We start from the raw sequence: 13356 nt of genomic DNA on the forward strand, positions 1-13356 counted from the left end.
ATAGGGGTATGACAAGGGGGAATTCCTGTGGAGATTTTCACGCTTCTGTTTGCTGGTTTAACACTTCTGCTTCTCATCGGTACGACTAAAAAATTCAAGCTTTACACAGGTGGAATTATCGTGGGGGCAGCCGCACTATTTATCATTGGTGAAATCATCATTAAAGTCCAAACCGGATTCTATACTCTGGGGAAGCAAGAATGGTATAATCAAGGGTACGCCGAAACCATGGGAAAATGGGTGATGCCATTTTTTCTCTTAGGGGTGGCGATCTTCCTCATCCTCGTGAACATCCGGATGATCAAGCAGTTTCTCAAAAGAAAAGACGGTATCCGCTGGGTGTGGATGGCATTTGTCGTGGTGATTGATGTCTTCGCTGTATTTTTTGTGCCTGTTTTATTATTTGTTGTGGCCTTTATGTTCTTCCCGTTTGCTCCATAATTGAGAAGGCAGTCTTCCTTTAGGGAAGGCTGCCTATTTAGGTTTATTTTTTAGATTCAATGACGATTTCGTCTTTTTCTTTGTATTCATTCAAAATCAATTCCGCAACTTCTTTAGGAGAGCGCAGCCTTGAAGGATCACTGATATGGTCACTGTTCTCCCAGAATGGGGTATCCATCCCACCCATATATGCATTCACGATACGAAGATTCGAATCTTCGTACTCCTTCTGTAAACTTTCACCAAATCCTCTGAGGGCAAACTTGCTCGCTACATACAATGATTCGTTCTTTTTACCTCTAAGACCAGCTGTTGAAATAATGTTAATGATTGTACTGCTCCCTGGATCAAGTCGATTCAGAAGTGCCTTGGTAAGTCGAATGGGACCCAGTGCATTTGTTTCAAACATGCTTACTAATTCCTCATCGTCTGAATTCTTGAAGGAGCCGAAATAGCCTACCCCTGCGTTATGTATGAGTAATTCAACATTATAATCATTAAGATAATGTTTGCCAAATTGTTGAATGTCATGAGTTGAACGAATATCCAACGTGGCAAATGAAACCTGTCCGCCCATGCTTTCAATTTCTGATGCAGCTTCTTTTAATCGGTCTTCCGTTCGGCCAAGAAGGAAGATATGATATCCATTCTGGCTAAGCAGTTTTCCTAATTCTTTTCCAAGGCCGGATCCTCCGCCTGTGATGATGGCTGTTTTCATGATGGTGTCATCCTTTCTGGTGAATTTGGTTAGATAATTATCTTGGAGTAGGGCCCTTCATATGCTTGTCAGGACTGACCAAGCCGCTTCCGCTTTTCTTATTGTATCATTTTCTCTATACTACTATTAGTAGAGGTGATGAAGAATGGAACAAGAGAGAAGATATAGTGAGATGACGGAGCATGAGCTGAAGCAGGAAATTGCTTCGTTGAAAGAGAAGGCGAGAAAAGCTGAACAGCTGGGTATTGTGAATGAGTTTGCCGTATTGGAGCGGAAGGCTCTTATGGCACAGTCTTATTTAATGGATCCTGATAGCTATAAGCCTGGTGGAATCTACGCGATAGAAGGGGATCCCGGTACATATTTCAAAGTGGACTACTTAAACGGAGTATTCGCCTGGGGATATCGCTTGGGTGGCGATGGAAAAGAAGAGGCTCTTCCTATCTCCCTTTTAGCTGGAGAAAAGAAATAATGAAGAGGTCCGTCAATAGGGACGGACCTCGGAATCAGTCTAGGAACGCTTGCGTGTCTGGTTCTCTAGGATGATTAAGTCTTGAGTTTGTGTGGTTTGTCCATTAGCTTGGGAATGGGCATGCTTTGGGTTGTAGAATGCCTTGTTAAATGGACTACTGTACTTATTTCGGTAAAAGTTGTTTTTCATGTTTGCCATCGTAACTACCCCCTAAACAAATTTCACTTCATTAAAGTGAGTCGTGATCTCTTTCTCCAGAAGCTTTCATACGTTCTTGAGGATGGGTATTGATGGTGCCGTTGGCCCTTTTAGATGCAAATTCCGCTTTAGCTCTCGGTTCACCTTCGAATTTATTGTTATTCATGTTAGGGAACCCTGTCGTTTTATTTCGCATAAAGTGCCTCCTAAAAGGTGAATTTTCTGACTCATACCGTGAAGAAGCAAAGGTTCACAACTAAGCTTAACCACGTACTAATAGTATGGGTGAATCGGTGTACATTATCATAAAAGCGGGGGTTAAATATATGGAAAAGGAGGAGACAAAATGGAGTCAACATTCCACGAATTAACACAATTGTTAATTGAAAAAAATAAAAAGCTCTCGTATGAAAAAGCGAGAACCTGGATCGAACTTGTTTGGGAAGATTTTGAAGCAACATACGCAAAAGCAGGTTATGATTATAAAGGGAAAGCAGTAACGGAAAAAGTCGTTCGCCAATGGGTCAATACATACGGAGAACAAATCCACGAATTTGCTGCACAAAACCCTAAATACAAACACCTGATCGATGACAAAGATGATGACGATTTAGTGCATTAAAGTGATGAGGGACGGACCTTGAAAAGGTCTGTCCCTCACTGCTTTAATCGATTAAAATGTCGATGTCGACTTTTGAGCGGAGTTTTTCTTCGCTGAAGACCCATCCTGTGTAGGAGCTGACGATGTTCAGGTCTTTGTCGAGCTGTACCAGGGCGACAAAGGGATAGTGTCCATTATTTCTGTAGCGAAGATCGATGAAGCGTACTTCAAAGTGATCATCGTATTCGTCCAATTCCCAGCGGAAAACCGGGGAAAATGAAAGAAAGGCTGCGAGATTTTTATCTTTCTTAGCAGCGTGGATTACTGGATTTTCAGGTATCGGTATACGTTCAAATTTATCAAAAATCGTAATCGACCGTCTGAATGCCCGTGCGACATAATAATGTTCCTTAGTCACAATCGCAAGGCGCCATTGGAAAAATCGAATCGTAGGTGAAACGATGATTTTTTCTGCTTTAGGGATTCTTCTCTTCACCGCATTTTTCACAGCTTTTTGAACTTGGAATCTCAATACATAATAAGCAAAAATCACAATGTACATGACCAAAAAGGTCTTTCCGGGTGGTAATCCTATGCCCCAAAGGATCAATCCCCCAATATGAATCCCGAAAATAATCGGGTCAAACGTGTTAATGACCCCTAAAGCGACCCATCTCGACGAAATCGGCCTTATTGCCTGGGTCCCATAGGCGTTGAAAATGTCGACAAATACATGGAGGAATACGGCCACAAATGTCCAAATCCATAAATGAAGCAAATCTGCCCCCGGGAAAAATGGATAAAGACAAGCGACAATTAAAAGCGGCCAAAAAGCAACGGCTGGAATGCTATGGGTGATGCCTCGGTGATGACGTATATAAACGGCATTATTGCGTAATTTCAAAACGGTATCAATGTCTGGTATTTGAGAGCCGATGACTGCTGCAACCAGCACACTTTGAGAAGTGGCTGCACTTTCAGCAACAACGGGATCCAGGGTGGCCAAGCCCCCTAGAGCGAAACCCATGACGATATGAGTGCCTGTATCCAAAAAAAGTCCTCCCTTGGCTCGCATTTCTTTGTTTTCTTTATGACTTGTATTCATTTTTGAACATGATATGGTTAAAATGAGTTTATTTCAATGAAAAACACTTTACACATTTACTTAGAATATGAAATAAAACCAAACTTCCAACCTCAATATAAGCAGATTATGAACAATATAGTAGAGACATTACCGCAATACGACGCCTGTAATATCAAATGGGAAAAGTCTGAAGCCGACTCTAATCGTTACATCGAACGGTTTATTGTGCCAACGGAATCCCATTTCCATGTTTTGAAACGTTTACGAACTTCCCGTCGTCATTTATTATTTGGATTATTGGACGAATGTATTTGTGGAGGGTTAAAAGAAATAAACCTTGTTGGCTTAAAAACCCAGCCTTAATTATTTATTCCCTATTAAACGTAACATTTAACATCCTGGAGGTACAAAATTGACTGAAGAACCATTAAAACATTTACAAACCATCAACCGTGAGGAGTTCCAGAATAATTTACTATCATGGTTTTCAAGAGAACAGCGCGATCTTCCATGGAGGAGAGATCAAGATCCATATAAAGTGTGGGTATCTGAAATCATGCTTCAGCAAACAAGAGTGGATACGGTCATACCTTATTTTAACCGATTCATCGAGAAATTTCCTACCATAGATGCTCTTGCTACAGCAGACGAAGAAGATGTGCTGAAAGCATGGGAAGGACTCGGCTATTATTCGAGAGTCAGAAATCTTCAATCTGCTGTAAAAGAAGTGAGTGAAAAGTATGAAGGAATCGTCCCGGATACACCGAAAGAAATATCGTCATTAAAAGGTGTGGGACCATACACTGCTGGGGCGATTTTGAGTATTGCCTACAGCAAACCGGAGCCTGCTGTCGACGGAAATGTCATGAGGGTATTTTCAAGGATCCTCTCCATCTGGCTCGATATTGCCAAACCTGCTTCACGCAAGGTATTTGAACAAGCCGTCAGAAATTTAATTTCTGAAGAGAACCCCTCCTGCTTCAATCAAGCACTGATGGAGCTTGGAGCACTGATTTGCACACCGACATCCCCATCCTGCTTATTATGTCCTGTCCGGGAGCACTGTCAAGCATTTGAAGAAGGAGTGCAAACAGAACTTCCAATTAAATCGAAAAAGAAATCTGCACGTAAAATGAATATGGCGGCAGCCGTTCTGTTTACGGAAGATGATCGAGTAGTTATCCACAAACGCCCGAGTAAAGGGTTGCTCGCTAATTTATGGGAATTCCCTAATTTTGAAGTGGGAAATTCAAGCAGTGGCCGAAAGCAATTGCTTGATTTAATGGAGGAAGAATACAAGGTAGATTGCTCATTAAAAGCAGGGGTTGTCACGAAAATCCAGCATATATTCTCTCACATAGTTTGGGATATTGAAGTATATGTTGGTTCTATCGACAGCATTACTCTCGATGCCACCGACCTGATTGCCGTTACGACCGATGAATTAGAGAAATATGCCTTTCCCGTTTCCCATCAGAAAATTTGGAAGGAAGCCCGAGTAGGAATACTACAGAAATAAAAAAGAGCAGCCGGGTTGAACTGTAACCAGAATAATGGACACTTATAAAAAAGTGCCCCGTTATTCGGGTTCTTTCTGTTTCTAGAAATAAAACCCGTTTATAATGAAACAAAGACAATGAACGGAGTGAGCGAGTGAGTAATCGTATATTCACAGAAATGGAAATGAAGCAGCTTGAGAATAACCCAAATGTGTTACGTGTATCAGACCGTACTATCAGCTATCAACCTGCATTTAAACAGATCGCTATCGAAGAATATCAGAAAGGAAAGTTTCCTAGCCAAATTTTTGAGGAACATGGATTTGATGTCGCCATTATTGGCAAAGATCAACCCAAACGCTCGTTAAAAAGGTGGCGTGAAACCTTTGAGAAGTATGGAAAAGCAGGATTAGAAGGGGAACGAAGAGGCAAGGGAAGCCAAGGACGACCTACAAAACGAGAGCTTTCAACTGAAGAAAAGCTTAAGAAAGCCGAAGCACGGATCAACTACTTAGAGGCTGAGAATGAATTCTTAAAAAAGCTAGAAGAACTCGAAAGGCAGGCGTTGAAGAAGAAAAAATAGCTCCACAAGAGGTCTATACGCTCATCGAGCACGTGATAAACAAGTATGGATTAAAGAACGTGGTCTCCTATTTGTGCACCGTTATCGGGGTGAGCCGAAGTGGTTATTATGCCTGGTTAAAGTGTAAGGCTAAAAGAGAATGGAAAAATGCGAAAGATGAACAAGATGTCACATTAATTCGGTCTATCTTTCAACGGGAAGATGAAAAAGTAGGCGCCCTTCAAATCAAAATGTTTTTAGAGAATGATTACGATATCATCATGAATCATAAAAAAATCAGAAGGTTAATGAGAAAGTTTCACCTTGTGACGAAAATTAGAAGAGCAAATCCCTATAAGCGAATGATGAAAGCGACCCAGGAGCACCGGACGTGTCCAAACCTACTCAACCGTGAATTCAAACAGGAAAAGCCTGGCCTCGTCTTCTTAACAGACATTACCTATATTTATTATGGTAAAGGTCAAAAAGCTTATCTTTCTTGCGTAAAAGATAGCACAACAAATGAAATTGTAGCTCACCATGTTTCCACGTCGCTTGGAATGGACTTGGTTTATCGTACCTTAGAAAAGCTCAAGGTCTCTCAAAATGGTTTCCACCCTAGGTCCTTAATTCATTCAGATCAGGGTTTTCATTACACTCATCCCTATTTTCAACAGAAAGTAAAGGAAGCTGGACTTCAACAATCCATGTCGAGAAAGGGAAACTGTTGGGATAACGCTCCAATGGAGTCATTCTTTGGCCATTTTAAAGATCGTGTTAATCACAAAGCATGTAGGAATTTGAATGAACTGAAAGAGAAAGTAGATGCCTATATCCAACGCTATAACCATCAAAGGTATCAATGGGGATTAAATAAAATGACCCCGGTTCAATACCGAGGTCATTTACTAACAGCATAGGCCCTTTTTATAAACTGTCCATATTATAGGTTACAGTCCAGGTTGGTTGCTCTTTGTATATTATCATCTTAATCGTAACTAACCTTTGTGCCGTGAGTATAATCGGCTTCGCCACGCTTCAATCCGCCGCGGTTTTCAATTTCTTCGACAATTTCTCGATGAATCGATTGTCCTTCTGCGTTCAAATAGGGTACTATTTGTTGTAGTGAATGATGAAAGAAAGCGAGCTCGCTTTTCTCCCATTCATTTTTAGGAATCATTGAAAGCTCAGTCATATCTCTGCCTACATACATAACTCATTCCTCCATTTAACTGACATGCTCTTATTAGTGTGCATGTTCAAGGCCTGATTATGCTTTACACCAAATGGAAAATGAAATTGAAAGGATGATCAACATGAGTCAAAAAGTAGCATTAGTCACAGGAAGCAGCCGCGGACTTGGGCGGGAAATAGCGATTCAACTAGCAGAAAAAGGTTACGATATCGTCGTCAATTATGCACGGAGTAAAAAAGGTGCACTTGAAACGGCAGAACAGGTTGAAAAGTTGGGAAGAAAAGCATTTGTCGTACGGGCAAATGTAGGAGACGTCGATAAAATCAAATCTATGTTCGAACAAATCAAAGATGAGTTCGGCCGTTTGGATGTATTGGTAAGTAACGCAGCATCCGGGGTTCTTCGTCCAGTCATGGAACTTGAAGAATCTCATTGGGATTGGACGATGAACATTAACAGTAAGGCACTACTATTCTGTGCCCAAGAAGCCGCAAAGTTAATGGATAAGGGCGGACGCATCGTAAGCATAAGCTCATTGGGATCCATCCGCTATTTAGACAATTATACAACTGTGGGAGTTTCAAAAGCTGCAGTTGAAGCATTAACGCGTTATCTTGCAGTTGAGCTTGCACCGCGTGACATAATCGTAAATGCAGTTTCCGGTGGAGCGATTGATACAGATGCACTCAAGCATTTCCCTAATCGTGAAGAGCTTCTCGAAGATGCCCGCAGTAAAACACCTGCGGGACGAATGGTGGAAATTGATGATCTTGTGAAGTCAGTGATGTTCCTCGTTTCAGACGATTCTTCCATGATCAGAGGTCAAACCATCATCGTCGATGGCGGCCGCTCACTACTCGTTTAGTGGAATGTTTTTCCTGAAAAATTTGGGATAGTGAAATCCACGCTTGGTTATCTTAATAAGCGTGGAGGTGATTACAATGGCAAAACAACCAAACAAAACTCAAGCTGGAACTAACGTTCAACACGTAAAACAACAAAACGCACAAGCTGGTGCAACTCAGCAACAACAATTCGGTACTGAGTTCGCTTCAGAAACAACAGCAGCACAACACGTGAAGCAACAAAACCAACAAGCAGAAGCTAACAAAGCGAAAGCTTCTGGTAAATATGGTCAACAACAACAATAATTGAATTATCTTGATTGAAAAAGCACCCACTAGGTTGGGTGCTTTTTCGTTTTGGGCATCATTTTGAGGGACGGACCTTTCAATTCTTCAATCAATAAGGGATTGATCTTCCATCAATCTAATCAACATAACTATTTCCTATTGAGATCCGCCCCTCCACCTCGACAAAACTGGTGGGATTGTGACAGAAGTTGTCAAAGGGTTTGGGGGGAGAAGGGAGAATGTTTAGGAGAGCTTGTTTAGAGGAGTGGTGGAAGTGATTCAGCAACGGTTTAATGAGTTAGTAACAGAGCAGTTGGAGACGATGGATAAGTTGTTATATCTTCAGTCTGAGATCGAACGTTGTCAAGAGCTTGAAGAGGAGCTGCTCCAGCTTCAAGAGATGACGAAGGTTGAATCTATTAAGAGAGAGATTGCTTCAAAAAAGAAGGAACTTAAAGAGATTCAAAAAATGTTTCAAAAACAAACCGATGAAGTGATTCGCTCCTATCAAAAGGAACAAAACAGCGTTACAACATAAAAAGATATTAATGATAAATCCCATTTTTGAACAGGAACCGGGCGATTCTTAAAGGATTTTTTCTTTAAGGATAGCCCTTTTGTTTTAAATTTTCTGTGGAAACGTTATAATGATAGAATAGATAAGTATATATAAGGGTAATTTTGAAATGAAAGAAGGGGATACGATGGCGGTTCCCACTGAAGGAAAATCAGTACAAATACATAGCTTTAAGCATGATGGAAAAATTCACCGGATATGGAATGAGACGACGGTTCTGAAAGGAACAAGCAATCAGATAATCGGTGGAAATGATCGAACGATGGTGACGGAATCAGACGGAAGAACGTGGATGACCCGTGAACCGGCAATATGCTATTTTCATTCAGAGCTATGGTTTAATATTATTTGTATGATTCGTGAGGACGGTATTTATTATTATTGTAATTTAAGCTCACCATTTGTATATGATCATGAAGCGATCAAGTATATCGATTACGACTTGGATATTAAAGTGTTTCCTGATATGACATATACATTGCTGGATGAGGATGAGTATGAAGCTCATCGCAAGTTGTACGGTTACCCGGATGTAATCGATCACATCCTGAAGCGAAATGTCGACAAGCTTGTTCGCTGGATCCGACAAAGAAAAGGTCCTTTTGCTCCTGACTTTATTGACATTTGGTACGAGCGTTATCTGACCCACAGGGGGTAACACAGCTGGAAAACTTTATAGGTATTAAAGGGCTGACCCAGTAAGGAGCAACCCTTTTCATTTCCTGAAAGGACTTGAAGAGGAACATTGCTGCGTTCCATACAGGGTCATCCCTTTTTATTGGGGCAAAATAAATACTCACATCTTAGAAAGGAGTAATCACTTGGATAGTATCAAACGCTACCTTCAATTTGTAAAGCCTTATCGGTGGCAAATTATTGGTACATTAATCATAGGTATTATTAAATTTACCATCCCCTTATTAATCCCGATTTTAATCAAATATGTCATTGATGATATAGTAGGGGCTTCGGGCTTATCCTCGAAAGAAAAGACAAATCAACTACTGATGATCATGGGGATCATGCTTGGCCTTTTCTTACTGGTAAGACCGCCTGTAGAATATTATCGACAATACTTTGCTCAATGGACGGGAAACAAGATCTTGTATGACTTAAGGGATCATTTGTTTTCACATATTCAACGACTCAGCTTTAAGTATTATTCAAATACAAGAGCAGGGGAAGTCATTTCCAGGGTCATCAATGACGTTGAGCAAACGAAGAATTTCGTGATCACCGGTCTGATGAATCTATGGCTGGATGCTGCTACCATTGTCATTGCTCTGTCCATCATGTTTACGATGGATGTCTCGTTAACACTTGTTTCTCTTATTGCATTTCCTTTCTATGCTTTCTCTGTCCGTTATTTCTTTGGAAGACTTAGAGGGTTGACGAGAGACCGTTCTCAGGCATTGGCAGAAGTTCAAAGCCATTTGCACGAAAGAGTTCAAGGAATGGCTGTCATCAAGAGTTTTGCAGTCGAAGATTATGAACAAAAACAGTTTCAGGATCAAAATAGCAATTTCTTAACGAAGGCCTTAAAGCAAACAAGCTGGAATGCGAAAGCGTTCGCGGTTGTGAATACCATTACGGATATTTCTCCGTTAATCATCATTGGATATGCGGGACTGCAAGTTATTAATGGAGATCTGACCATTGGGACAATGGCTGCCTTTATTGCATATATCGATCGTCTCTATGGTCCGCTTAGACGACTGGTGAATTCTTCTACAACCTTGACTCAATCGATTGCTTCCATGGATCGTGTATTTGAGTTCATGGATGAGAAGTATGATATTGATGATGAACCAGGTGCGATTCCTTGTAAAAATGTACGCGGAGATATTCATTTTAAAGATGTTTCCTTTCGCTATGAATCTGAAGAGGAAGAGGTACTGCGTAATCTCAACCTTGATATTAAAACGGGGGAAACCGTCGCTCTGGTCGGTATGAGCGGTGGAGGGAAATCATCCTTCGTCAGTCTTATTCCCCGTTTTTATGATGTCACAGATGGTGAAATTCTTTTAGATGGAACAGACATCAGAAGATTTCAGGTGAGGTCATTGCGAGACAATATCGGAATGGTGCTTCAGGACAATATTCTCTTTAGTGAATCGGTCAAGATGAATGTTAAATTCGGTAATCCTGATGCGACGGATGAAGAAGTAATAGAAGCTGCCAAGGCGGCAAATGCACATGATTTCATCATGAAATTACCTCAAGGCTACGACACGAAAGTAGGAGAACGAGGTGTGAAGCTATCTGGAGGACAGAAACAACGTGTCGCGATTGCCAGGGTGTTCCTTAAAAATCCACCGATCCTCATACTGGATGAAGCTACGTCAGCCCTTGATCTGGAAAGCGAACACCTTATCCAGGAATCTCTTGAAATCCTGGCAAAAGATCGAACGACCTTCATAGTCGCTCATCGATTATCAACGATCACACATGCTGACAGAATCATTCATATGGAGCACGGAGAAGTTGTCGAAATGGGTACACATGAAGAGCTGATGTCAAAACAGGGTCATTACTATAAACTCTTTCAAGTACAGCAGCTCGATCAATAAACCAAAAAAGTCATGACTTATCACGATATATGTGATAAAAGTCATGACTTTTTTTTGTTTTTCTAAAAAAAATATCAAACTTATTTCAGGTGTTAGGTGAAAGAAGTAGGACTAAATAACTTTATCTGGAAGGAATGAAAAGGATAATTGGACATATATTGAATTGAATTAGGAATGAAAGAGCATAAACAAATTATGTAGAAAAATTCTGAAAATAGATTGCAACATTTGTAACATCTTGTATAATAAGAAACATATAAAATTTAGAAAATAAGCACTATTAAGAAAAGAGAGATAGTTTCAAGAGGAGGATTTGAATGAGCGAAGCGCGTCCTTTACTAAAAGTGGAAGATTTGAGGACCTCCTTTTTTACTGATGACGGAGAAGTTCCTGCAGTCGATGGAGTTAGCTTTCATGTGAATGAAGGAGAGGTACTCGGGATCGTTGGGGAAAGTGGATGTGGTAAAAGTGTTACATCCCTATCCATCATGGGCCTGGTACCGAAACCACCGGGGAAAATAGTAGGTGGAAAGATTCTGTATAAAGATGAAGATCTGACAAAAGCATCTGAAAAGCGAATGAGAGATATCCGGGGCAATGATATAGCAATGATCTTCCAAGAGCCAATGACATCTTTAAACCCTGTTTTTACTATAGGTGACCAATTAACCGAAGCAATACGAATACATACTAAGGTTGGAAAGAAACAAGCAAGAGATAAAGCGGTTGAAATTATGAAGATGGTCGGTTTACCGAGATCTGAAGAGCTTATCAAGGAATACCCCCATCAGCTTTCAGGCGGTATGAGACAAAGGGTCATGATCGCCATGGCAATGGTTTGTGATCCACGTGTGTTGATAGCAGACGAGCCGACAACCGCTCTTGACGTGACGATTCAGGCCCAAATTTTAAAATTGATGAAACGATTAAATAAAGAATTGAATACAGCGGTCCTCTTGATTACTCATGATTTAGGAGTTGTAGCTGAAACATGTGAACGAGTGGTCGTTATGTACTCAGGTAAAGTGGTGGAAGAGGGGAAAGTAGAAGAAATCTTTAAAAACCCTCAGCATCCTTACACGAAAGGCCTGATTCAATCCGTACCGGATATGAGAATCAAGCAGCAGCGACTACACTCGATTCAGGGGAATGTTCCGAAACCGGGTTCCATTAAGACAGGATGCCGATTTGCAGCACGCTGTGAATATGCCTTCGATCGCTGTTTAGTTGAAACACCAGAATTATATGAAACATCACAAGGACATTGCACACGATGCTTCCTGTTCGATGAAGTGGGGGAGGGAGTTTATGATGGAACCGTTGCTAAAGGTTGAGAATCTTAAGAAACACTTTCCGATTACAGGAGGAATTCTCGGACGACCTGTCAGTTCGGTAAAAGCAGTAGACGGGGTATCTTTTACCGTGAATAAAGGAGAGACACTGGGAATCGTAGGAGAAAGCGGTTGTGGCAAGTCGACAACTGGCAGGATGCTTATGAGACTCATTGATCCATCCGAAGGGAAAGTGACATTCGAAGAACGAGAACTTACAAGTCTATCAAACTCAGAAATGAGGAAGATTCGCCGGGAGATGCAAATGGTCTTTCAGGATCCATTTGCTTCCTTGAATCCAAGGCATACTGTTGAACAAATTCTCGAAGAACCATTAAAGGTTCATGGAATGGGTTCAGCAAAGGAAAGAAAGAAGAGGGTTCATGAACTACTCAATATTGTCGGGTTAAGCAGCTATCATGCGAAACGTTATCCACATCAATTCAGTGGTGGACAAAGGCAGCGGATCGGTATCGCGAGGGCCTTGATGACGAAACCAAAGCTCATAATAGCCGATGAACCTGTTTCAGCTCTTGACGTATCCATTCAGTCACAGGTGCTGAACCTGATGCAGGATTTGCAAAAAGAGTTCGGACTCACCTATATCTTCATTGCGCATGATTTAGGTGTAGTTAGACATATAAGTGACCGGGTAGGCGTGATGTACCTTGGAAAAATGGTAGAACTGAGTAATAGTGAAACACTTTATGAAAAACCGCTTCATCCATACACCCAGGCACTTCTATCAGCGGTACCGGTACCGGATCCTGATTTCAAAAGGGAAACGATTCTCTTGCAGGGGGACATTCCGAGTCCGTCCAACCCGCCAAGTGGGTGTACATTTCACACCAGATGTCCACATGCAACGGAGATCTGTAAAAAGAAAGTGCCGGAATTCAAGGAACACCAACCAGGGCATTATGTAGCTTGTCATCTTTACTAGAAGACAAGTCTCATAAGTATATAAACATT

18 protein-coding genes are annotated in these 13356 nt (G+C 41.1%); 13 read left to right on the top strand and 5 right to left on the bottom strand.

The features are described from left to right. Window positions 1–27: 27 nt before the first annotated feature. Window positions 28–441 (top strand): hypothetical protein, encoded by a 414-nt coding sequence (locus ACYH0O_RS07155; RefSeq protein ID WP_482631788.1) that lies wholly within the window; start codon window positions 28–30, stop codon window positions 439–441. 43 nt (window positions 442–484) lie between these two features. Here ACYH0O_RS07155 and ACYH0O_RS07160 read toward each other — a convergent pair whose 3' ends face one another. Beyond that, complete coding sequence (locus tag ACYH0O_RS07160) at window positions 485–1159, bottom strand: SDR family NAD(P)-dependent oxidoreductase (protein ID WP_482631789.1); 675 nt, start codon at window positions 1157–1159, stop codon at window positions 485–487. Between the two features lie 145 nt (window positions 1160–1304). Here ACYH0O_RS07160 and ACYH0O_RS07165 point away from each other — a divergent pair, with 145 nt between their 5' ends. Then, on the top strand, window positions 1305–1631 hold the full coding sequence (locus ACYH0O_RS07165) for a YfhH family protein (protein ID WP_149157449.1): 327 nt from the start codon (window positions 1305–1307) through the stop codon (window positions 1629–1631). Window positions 1632–1670: 39 nt separating this feature from the next. Here ACYH0O_RS07165 and ACYH0O_RS07170 read toward each other — a convergent pair whose 3' ends face one another. After that, window positions 1671–1829 carry a YpzG family protein gene (locus ACYH0O_RS07170; protein WP_082051311.1) on the bottom strand — a complete coding sequence of 53 codons (159 nt, stop codon included), beginning with the start codon at window positions 1827–1829 and terminating at the stop codon, window positions 1671–1673. A gap of 31 nt (window positions 1830–1860) precedes the next feature. Next, complete coding sequence (locus tag ACYH0O_RS07175) at window positions 1861–2025, bottom strand: small, acid-soluble spore protein K (RefSeq protein ID WP_044339716.1); 165 nt, start codon at window positions 2023–2025, stop codon at window positions 1861–1863. A gap of 150 nt (window positions 2026–2175) precedes the next feature. On the opposite strand from ACYH0O_RS07175, the gene ACYH0O_RS07180 reads away from it, so the two are divergent. Beyond that, window positions 2176–2451: a YfhJ family protein gene (locus ACYH0O_RS07180; protein ID WP_482631790.1), complete on the top strand. Its 276-nt coding sequence runs from the start codon at window positions 2176–2178 to the stop codon at window positions 2449–2451. 43 nt (window positions 2452–2494) lie between these two features. Here the strand turns inward: ACYH0O_RS07180 and ACYH0O_RS07185 are convergent, their stop codons facing one another. Next, window positions 2495–3481: a metal-dependent hydrolase gene (locus ACYH0O_RS07185; protein ID WP_482631791.1), complete on the bottom strand. Its 987-nt coding sequence runs from the start codon at window positions 3479–3481 to the stop codon at window positions 2495–2497. Between the two features lie 90 nt (window positions 3482–3571). Between ACYH0O_RS07185 and ACYH0O_RS07190 the strand changes: the two genes are divergently transcribed. The 3 genes from ACYH0O_RS07190 to ACYH0O_RS07200 all read left to right on the top strand — a co-directional run bounded on the left by ACYH0O_RS07190 (window position 3572) and on the right by ACYH0O_RS07200 (window position 6498). Then, window positions 3572–3880, top strand: coding sequence for a hypothetical protein (locus ACYH0O_RS07190; protein ID WP_482631792.1), 309 nt, complete (start codon window positions 3572–3574; stop codon window positions 3878–3880). A gap of 49 nt (window positions 3881–3929) precedes the next feature. Next, window positions 3930–5036 carry an A/G-specific adenine glycosylase gene (gene mutY / locus ACYH0O_RS07195; RefSeq protein WP_482631793.1) on the top strand — a complete coding sequence of 369 codons (1107 nt, stop codon included), beginning with the start codon at window positions 3930–3932 and terminating at the stop codon, window positions 5034–5036. A 134-nt stretch (window positions 5037–5170) separates the two neighbouring features. Then, a protein-coding gene (locus tag ACYH0O_RS07200) for an IS3 family transposase (RefSeq protein ID WP_482631794.1) occupies window positions 5171–6498 on the top strand; the annotation gives its coding sequence in 2 pieces (ribosomal slippage) (window positions 5171–5557 and window positions 5560–6498; 1326 coding nt in all). 68 nt (window positions 6499–6566) lie between these two features. Here ACYH0O_RS07200 and ACYH0O_RS07205 read toward each other — a convergent pair. Then, complete coding sequence (locus ACYH0O_RS07205; RefSeq protein ID WP_148968111.1) at window positions 6567–6791, bottom strand: hypothetical protein; 225 nt, start codon at window positions 6789–6791, stop codon at window positions 6567–6569. Window positions 6792–6894: 103 nt separating this feature from the next. On the opposite strand from ACYH0O_RS07205, the gene fabL reads away from it, so the two are divergent. The 7 genes from fabL (at window position 6895) to ACYH0O_RS07240 (ending at window position 13327) form a co-directional block, all read left to right on the top strand. Then, window positions 6895–7638, top strand: coding sequence for an enoyl-[acyl-carrier-protein] reductase FabL (gene fabL / locus ACYH0O_RS07210; protein WP_149157443.1), 744 nt, complete (start codon window positions 6895–6897; stop codon window positions 7636–7638). 76 nt (window positions 7639–7714) lie between these two features. Further along, complete coding sequence (locus ACYH0O_RS07215) at window positions 7715–7924, top strand: gamma-type small acid-soluble spore protein (protein ID WP_426891934.1); 210 nt, start codon at window positions 7715–7717, stop codon at window positions 7922–7924. Window positions 7925–8180: 256 nt separating this feature from the next. Next, on the top strand, window positions 8181–8444 hold the full coding sequence (locus ACYH0O_RS07220) for a YgaB family protein (RefSeq protein WP_482631795.1): 264 nt from the start codon (window positions 8181–8183) through the stop codon (window positions 8442–8444). 166 nt (window positions 8445–8610) lie between these two features. Beyond that, window positions 8611–9141 (top strand): nucleoside tri-diphosphate phosphatase, encoded by a 531-nt coding sequence (gene ntdP, locus ACYH0O_RS07225; protein WP_149157548.1) that lies wholly within the window; start codon window positions 8611–8613, stop codon window positions 9139–9141. 163 nt (window positions 9142–9304) lie between these two features. Further along, window positions 9305–11053 carry an ABC transporter ATP-binding protein gene (locus ACYH0O_RS07230; protein ID WP_482631796.1) on the top strand — a complete coding sequence of 583 codons (1749 nt, stop codon included), beginning with the start codon at window positions 9305–9307 and terminating at the stop codon, window positions 11051–11053. A gap of 317 nt (window positions 11054–11370) precedes the next feature. Continuing rightward, a complete protein-coding gene (locus tag ACYH0O_RS07235; protein WP_149157440.1) occupies window positions 11371–12387 on the top strand; it encodes an ABC transporter ATP-binding protein in 1017 nt (338 codons plus the stop codon). Then, window positions 12362–13327, top strand: a complete 966-nt coding sequence (locus tag ACYH0O_RS07240; protein WP_482631797.1) for an ABC transporter ATP-binding protein — start codon at window positions 12362–12364, stop codon at window positions 13325–13327. The genes ACYH0O_RS07235 and ACYH0O_RS07240 overlap by 26 nt, the downstream gene beginning before the upstream one ends. The last annotated feature ends 29 nt before the right edge of the window (window positions 13328–13356 follow it).

The organism is Rossellomorea sp. H136 (assembly GCF_056838065.1).

Excerpts from the sequence above, each read along its gene's own strand:
- ACYH0O_RS07160 (WP_482631789.1), bottom strand. The coding sequence starts at position 1,159 with ATGAAAACAGCCATCATCACAGGCGGAGGATCCGGCCTTGGAAAAGAA.
- ACYH0O_RS07165 (WP_149157449.1), top strand. The coding sequence starts at position 1,305 with ATGGAACAAGAGAGAAGATATAGTGAGATGACGGAGCATGAGCTGAAG.
- ACYH0O_RS07170 (WP_082051311.1), bottom strand. The coding sequence starts at position 1,829 with ATGGCAAACATGAAAAACAACTTTTACCGAAATAAGTACAGTAGTCCA.
- ACYH0O_RS07175 (WP_044339716.1), bottom strand. The coding sequence starts at position 2,025 with ATGCGAAATAAAACGACAGGGTTCCCTAACATGAATAACAATAAATTC.
- ACYH0O_RS07180 (WP_482631790.1), top strand. The coding sequence starts at position 2,176 with ATGGAGTCAACATTCCACGAATTAACACAATTGTTAATTGAAAAAAAT.
- ACYH0O_RS07190 (WP_482631792.1), top strand. The coding sequence starts at position 3,572 with ATGAAAAACACTTTACACATTTACTTAGAATATGAAATAAAACCAAAC.
- ACYH0O_RS07205 (WP_148968111.1), bottom strand. The coding sequence starts at position 6,791 with ATGTATGTAGGCAGAGATATGACTGAGCTTTCAATGATTCCTAAAAAT.
- fabL (WP_149157443.1), top strand. The coding sequence starts at position 6,895 with ATGAGTCAAAAAGTAGCATTAGTCACAGGAAGCAGCCGCGGACTTGGG.
- ACYH0O_RS07215 (WP_426891934.1), top strand. The coding sequence starts at position 7,715 with ATGGCAAAACAACCAAACAAAACTCAAGCTGGAACTAACGTTCAACAC.
- ntdP (WP_149157548.1), top strand. The coding sequence starts at position 8,611 with ATGGCGGTTCCCACTGAAGGAAAATCAGTACAAATACATAGCTTTAAG.
- ACYH0O_RS07235 (WP_149157440.1), top strand. The coding sequence starts at position 11,371 with ATGAGCGAAGCGCGTCCTTTACTAAAAGTGGAAGATTTGAGGACCTCC.
- ACYH0O_RS07240 (WP_482631797.1), top strand. The coding sequence starts at position 12,362 with ATGATGGAACCGTTGCTAAAGGTTGAGAATCTTAAGAAACACTTTCCG.